The sequence below is a fragment of the Brevundimonas diminuta ATCC 11568 genome, from assembly GCF_000204035.1.
In the GTDB taxonomy this organism is placed as follows: Bacteria; Pseudomonadota; Alphaproteobacteria; order Caulobacterales; family Caulobacteraceae; genus Brevundimonas; species Brevundimonas diminuta.
The window spans coordinates 469,280-474,899 of record NZ_GL883086.1 but is presented as its reverse complement, the minus strand read 5'-3'; the positions used below and the strand labels follow the sequence as shown (position 1 = coordinate 474,899).

The following is a 5,620-nucleotide window of genomic DNA, read 5'->3' as shown; positions in this document are numbered from 1 at the left end:
CCGGCGTGACTTCTGGCCTGCGGGGCCGCATGCGCCCGGAACACCCGGTCGAATCCGAGATCGAGCCGATCCCCACGGCCCCGACGCCGCCGCACACGCCTGAGGCGCCCCATGCCGAGCCGACCCGCATCGGAGACGCGCTCAGCTGGCGCGATCTGGTTCAACCGGAACCGGCGCCCGCCGCGCCCGCCGCCCCATTGGAGCTGAACGCCGCCATCGGCACGCCTGAAGAGATCGACGCCCTGGCTGGACGCGTCACCTCGGCCATCCGGCGTATGGGCGTCGATCCCAACGCTCTGCTGCCCCGGCCCCGCGTAGAGGAGGCCGCGCAGGCCTTCGCCGGTCACGACCCGGCGCGAGCGCGTCAGATCGTCCGCCGCGTGGCGCCGGCCGCCGTCCGCAGCGTCTCTCGCCGGGTGCTGAGCGACGACGCCCTGCGCGCCGACGCCGAGGCCTATGTCCGCGCCTTCGCCCATGGGCTGAAGCTCCAGGCGGAACGCGGCGACGCCGAAGATGTGCAGATGCGGCTGGCGACCGACGAGGGCCGCGCCTTCATGTTGCTGGACGCAGCCGTAGGCGACCTGAGCTGACCGCCTCGCCCTTTCATCACGCCATCGCGGCGCCGGTCAGGCTTGACCTGACGCCGCATTTCAAAGCACCGTTCACGCTGCGGCGCGCCACGACGGCGCTAGAGGGGGTCTATTTCCTTTGATGGGTCTGGATTCCAACGGCCGTCCTGATCGACGCCCCGTCATCTCCATCTGCGCCTGGTCGCCGTCCTATCGGGCCTGGGATCCCGTCGAGGATCTGTCCGGCGAGCCCTGGAACCCGCCCGGCGCGCGTACTCTGGCGACGCCCGGCGACGCCTCGGCCGAAGCCCTGGCTGAAACCCTGACGGGCTTGCTGTCGCGCGGCGAATGCTCGGCTCTTTTGCTGGTCGGACGCACCGTTCACGCCGGCCCCGTCCGGGTTCAGATGCGCGCCGAAAACCGCCGTCTGGGCGAGCCGGGACGGCTGGACAACACCGCCCCCAGCATCGCGCGCGTGACAGCGCCGGTCGCCGACATCCTGCGTGAGTTAACGGAGGCCAGGATCTCGGCCATCGCCGACTCTGACGCCGAAGAGGATGCGGGAAGCTATATCCTGTATCGAATTCTGGCGGACCTGCCTGACAGCCTGGAATCTCCCTCCATCGGCCTGCTGCGGATTCCTGACGGCGAGAGCGAAAACACGGTCCGGACGGCGGTCAAGACGGCCGCCTCGGCGATGGCCCGTCGCCTGGCGCCCCTGCCCCGTTCAAACGTCGCCTGACGCCGCGTCCTTCGACCGCACCCACAGGCCGACCAGCCCCCCGGTCAACGCCAGCGCCGCCATAGCCAGATAGGCCTTCAGACCGACCGCGTCGTACAGCGGCCCGCTGGCCAGGGTCGCCAGACCGATCAACACCCCGGCCGACAGAGCCGAGCTCAAGGTCTGGGCGGCGGTGTGGCTGTCCGGCGGACACAGGCGCTCGACGATCTGCACCCCCGCCAGATAGGTGGCGGCGAAGGTCAGGGCGTGCAGCATCTGCAACGGGATGAGCATCCACAGCGGCGGAGCGAGGGCCATCAAGCTCCAGCGCAAGACCGCCGCCCCAGCGCCGATGAACAGCATGGTCCACGGGCCGATGCCGATGCGGCGACGCCACGGCTCGATCCACCACATGAAGCCGATCTCGACCACGACAGAAAAGGCCCACAGCATCCCCGTCACGCTCTCGGCCAAGCCCTGCGCGCGCCAGCTGATGGCCGAAAAGCCGTAGTAGAAGGCGTGCGTCGCCTGCACCGCGCCGATCGAGAAGATCGCCGCCATAAAGACCGGGCGGCGCAACAGCCGCCCCAGCCCCTGAAATCGCTCCAGCTTCGATACAGGACCGCCTTCAGACACAGGCTCGGCCGGCAGGACGCGCCAGGCCGTGACCGCGATCAGCAAGGAGGCGGCGACCGCCCAGAAAATGACGGCGTCCGAAGACACGCGCGTCAGCAGCGCCCCCATGACCAGATTGGCGACGACGAAGGCCGCCGAGCCGCACCCGCGCGGCAGCGAGAAGGCGAATCCTTCGCGCCCCGCGACGCGCAGGGTCATCACGTCGCTAAGCGGAATCAGAGCCGCCGCCGCCGTCGCGCCCAGCAGCCAGAACAGCGCCCAGAGGACAAAGCCCTCGACCAGACCCGCCCCGCCGTAGCCGACCGCCATGACCAGTCCCAGAAGAGCGATGGGCGTTCGCCGCAGCACGAAACCGTCGGCCCAGACCGCCAGCAGCGGCCCCGTCACCGCCCGCGCCAGCATGGGGATGGCCAACAGGGCGCCGATCTGGGCGCCGCTCAGCCCCTGATCACGGAACCACAGGCCGGCGAACGGCAGGGTCACGCCGCTGGCGCTGAACAGCAGGACATATTGCAGCGCCATGCGCGATGCGGCTTTCATCGGCGGGCGATAGCAGACTTCGGGGTTTTTGTGGTCTAGACATTAGACATGAGCCCTGACCGCAAACTGCTCGCTTTCGCCGGTTTCAACGGCGCCATGGCTGTCGCTTTGGGCGCCTTCGCCGCACACGGCGCCGCACCCGCAGTCAAAACCCTGCTGACCACGGGCGGTCACTATCAGATGGTGCACGCCGCCCTGGCCGCCGCCCTGGCGCTGTTCGGCCCGAGCCGACTGCTGAGCCTGGCCGGATGGCTGGCCAGCACGGGCGGACTGATCTTCTGCCTGGCCCTGGCCATGATCGGGCTGTTGAGCCTGCCGGTCATGGGCGCCGTGGCGCCCATCGGCGGCGCGCTGATGATTGCAGGCTGGGTTCTGATTTTCTTCGCCGCCTTCCAGTCCAATCTCGCCAAGGCCTGAACGTCAGACCCTGACGATCCTTTTCCCAAAGGGCATCCCACGTGACCAACACTGCGCGCCGCGACCTCTACCCGGAAATCGAAGCCTACGCCTCGGGCTGGATGGCGACCGACAGCGTCCACGAGATCTACTACGAGGAAAGCGGCAACCCCCACGGCGTGCCGGTCATCGTCCTGCACGGCGGCCCCGGCGGGGCGGTCAATCCGGGGATGCGGCGCTATTTCGATCCGGCCAAATACCGCATCGTCATGTTCGACCAGCGCGGTTGCGGTCTGTCGCGGCCGAACGCCTCGCTTGAGAACAACACCACCTGGGATCTGGTCGCCGATATCGAGCGCCTGCGCGAGATGCTGGGCATCGACAAATGGGTGGTCTTCGGCGGCTCCTGGGGTTCGACCCTATCGCTGACCTACGCCATCAAGCACCCGGAACGGTGCCTGGCCCTGCTGCTGCGCGGCATCTTCCTGCTGACGAAGAAGGAGTTGCACTGGTTCTATCAGGACGGCGCCTCGATGATCTTCCCCGACGCCTGGGAGCGTTTCCTGGCGCCCATCCCCGAGGCCGAGCGCGGCGACCTTATGGCCGCCTACTACAAGCGCCTGACCGGCGACGACGTCGAGGAGCGCAACCGCTGCGCCGTGGCCTGGGCGACCTGGGAAGGCGAGACCGTCAGCATCCAGGGCCCGTCAGGCAAGCCGGACAAGTTCGCCGATCCCGACTTCGCCGTGGCCTTCGCCCGCATCGAGAACTGGTACTTCACCAACGGCGGCTTCTTCGACAGCGAGCACTGGATCCTCGAGAACATCGAGACCATCCGCCACATCCCCTGCTGGATCGCGCAAGGGCGCTTCGACGTGGTGACACCGATCTCGGGCGCCTGGTCCCTGCACCGCGCCTGGCCCGAGGCCAAGCTGGACATCATCGGCGACGCCGGCCACGCCTCCAGCGAGCCCGGCATCATCGACAGCCTGATCCGGGCCACCGATTGGGCGGCGACGCTCTAAGCGTCACAGGGGCGTTCAGGGGCTATTTCGGATTGGTCTTCTCGACCATCTCGCTGAGCTGGAAGCCGATACGGCGCGCCTCGCGCTCCTCCGGCTTCTTCATGGCGCTGAGCACCACATTGATCTGGCTGTAGTGCTGGATCAGGCGCACCGGCTTGCCGTCGGCGTTCCGGCCGAAGAACATGATCAGGTCCGGGCCCCAGAAGCCCACGTCCATGACCTGCATGGCCCCATCGCCGGGCAGGCCGACTACGCGCGCGCCGATCTCCTCGTCCTTGTCGAGGTTGGCCTCGAACTCCTCGATCAGCTTGGACAGGCGGACGAAGGCCCACTCGGCCGGGTTGTCGCGCATCCGCAACCCCTCGGCCTGGACCGCCGCCTCATTCTTCGGATCCGCCAGAACGGGTTGCGGACAGGGCGTGTCGCCGCAGTCGGAGAACATGGCCGGATCGGCCTTTGGGATGTCGGCGGCTTCGGTGTCGGGCGTCTGAACAGTCATGACGACAGCCTAACGCTCGTACAGGCGATTAGAACAGCCCCTGGCCCTTCGGCAGTTCGACATAGCGATGCACCCGCATCGACAGGATCAGGCCGAAGCCGATCATCACCGTCATCATGGTCGATCCGCCATAGGACAGCAGCGGCATGGGCACGCCCACGACCGGCGCCAGCCCCATCACCATCGCCCCGTTGATCAGCACGAACAACGCCAGGAAGGCCGTCATGCCCGCCGCGCTGATCCGGCCGAAATGGCTGTGCGACAGGGCCGCGATCCGCAACGAAATCAGGATCAGCGCGACATAGCAGGCCAGGACGGTGAAGGAGCCTAGGAAGCCGAACTCTTCGGACACGGTCGAGAAGATGAAGTCCGTATGGCGTTCCGGCAGGAACTCCAGCTGGCTCTGACTGCCCAGGCCGTAGCCCTTGCCCATCAGCCCGCCGGAGCCCAGGGCGATCTTCGACTGGATGATGTTGTAGCCGGTGCCGGAGGGGTCGGCCTCCGGGTTCAGGAAGGTCAGCACGCGGTTGCGCTGATAGTCGTGCATCACGAACATGACGAAGGGCGGAATGACGGCCACGGCGGCGGCCACGGCGGCGGCGATGACACGCCAGCTCAGTCCCGCCATGAACATGACGGCGGCCCCGGTCAGGCCGATGATCATGGCCGAGCCGAGGTCTGGCTGCTTGGCGACCAGGAGGAAGGGCACGCCGATCATCCCCACGGGGATCAGCAGCTTCCACGACCAGCGCGCCTCCTGCGCCGAATGGCCGTGATACCAACGCGCCAGGGCCAGCACCAAGCCGATCTTGACGAACTCGGCCGGTTGGATGCGGGTGAATCCCAGGTTCAGCCAGTTCTTGGCCCCGCCCGCCGTATAGCCCAGCGGCGTGAACTCGATCATCAGCACCAGCACCAACAGCACGCCGTACAGCGGATAGGCCGCACGGAACCACCATTTCGGGTGCACCATGGCCAGGCCGATCATGCCGACCAGCAAGACCCCGAAACGGATCAGATGCTTGGCCGCCCAGGGCTGCCAGTGACCGCCCGCGATGGAATACAGCATGGCCGTGCCGATCCCGGCCAGGATGCACAACAGGCCGATGACGCGCCAATCCAGCTCGGCGAACTTGCTGGACAGGCGATCGCGTTCGCCGGGGCGGGTCAGGGCGGATGCGGTCATTGTCCGGGCTCCGTCAGGGGCGGCGGCGCGACGACGTCGACGCCAGCG

General features: G+C 67.5%; 6 protein-coding genes and 1 pseudogene. 4 read left to right on the top strand and 3 right to left on the bottom strand.

The features are described 5' to 3' along the window. Positions 1-590, top strand: a pseudogene (locus tag BDIM_RS17435) (tipN); the annotation flags it as partial. 121 nt (positions 591-711) lie between these two features. After that, the gene (locus BDIM_RS06095) at positions 712-1,311 is read left to right on the top strand and encodes a hypothetical protein (protein ID WP_003164697.1); all 600 of its coding nucleotides are present in this window, start codon (positions 712-714) and stop codon (positions 1,309-1,311) included. Here BDIM_RS06095 and BDIM_RS06090 read toward each other — a convergent pair. After that, positions 1,297-2,466 carry an MFS transporter gene (locus BDIM_RS06090; RefSeq protein WP_003164696.1) on the bottom strand — a complete coding sequence of 390 codons (1,170 nt, stop codon included), beginning with the start codon at positions 2,464-2,466 and terminating at the stop codon, positions 1,297-1,299. The genes BDIM_RS06095 and BDIM_RS06090 overlap by 15 nt on opposite strands. A 48-nt stretch (positions 2,467-2,514) precedes the next feature. On the opposite strand from BDIM_RS06090, the gene BDIM_RS06085 reads away from it, so the two are divergent. Together BDIM_RS06085 and pip are read left to right on the top strand one after the other, a co-directional pair. Beyond that, the gene (locus BDIM_RS06085) at positions 2,515-2,883 is read left to right on the top strand and encodes a DUF423 domain-containing protein (protein WP_003164695.1); all 369 of its coding nucleotides are present in this window, start codon (positions 2,515-2,517) and stop codon (positions 2,881-2,883) included. A 41-nt stretch (positions 2,884-2,924) separates the two neighbouring features. Then, positions 2,925-3,887, top strand: coding sequence for a prolyl aminopeptidase (gene pip, locus BDIM_RS06080; RefSeq protein WP_003164694.1), 963 nt, complete (start codon positions 2,925-2,927; stop codon positions 3,885-3,887). 22 nt (positions 3,888-3,909) lie between these two features. Here pip and BDIM_RS06075 read toward each other — a convergent pair whose 3' ends face one another. Beyond that, positions 3,910-4,386 (bottom strand): DUF6173 family protein, encoded by a 477-nt coding sequence (locus tag BDIM_RS06075; RefSeq protein ID WP_003164693.1) that lies wholly within the window; start codon positions 4,384-4,386, stop codon positions 3,910-3,912. Between the two features lie 28 nt (positions 4,387-4,414). After that, positions 4,415-5,572: a rod shape-determining protein RodA gene (gene rodA, locus BDIM_RS06070; protein WP_003164692.1), complete on the bottom strand. Its 1,158-nt coding sequence runs from the start codon at positions 5,570-5,572 to the stop codon at positions 4,415-4,417. Between the last annotated feature and the right edge of the window lie 48 nt (positions 5,573-5,620).

Excerpts from the sequence above, each read along its gene's own strand:
- BDIM_RS06095 (WP_003164697.1), top strand. The coding sequence starts at position 712 with ATGGGTCTGGATTCCAACGGCCGTCCTGATCGACGCCCCGTCATCTCC.
- BDIM_RS06090 (WP_003164696.1), bottom strand. The coding sequence starts at position 2,466 with ATGAAAGCCGCATCGCGCATGGCGCTGCAATATGTCCTGCTGTTCAGC.
- BDIM_RS06085 (WP_003164695.1), top strand. The coding sequence starts at position 2,515 with ATGAGCCCTGACCGCAAACTGCTCGCTTTCGCCGGTTTCAACGGCGCC.
- BDIM_RS06075 (WP_003164693.1), bottom strand. The coding sequence starts at position 4,386 with ATGACTGTTCAGACGCCCGACACCGAAGCCGCCGACATCCCAAAGGCC.
- rodA (WP_003164692.1), bottom strand. The coding sequence starts at position 5,572 with ATGACCGCATCCGCCCTGACCCGCCCCGGCGAACGCGATCGCCTGTCC.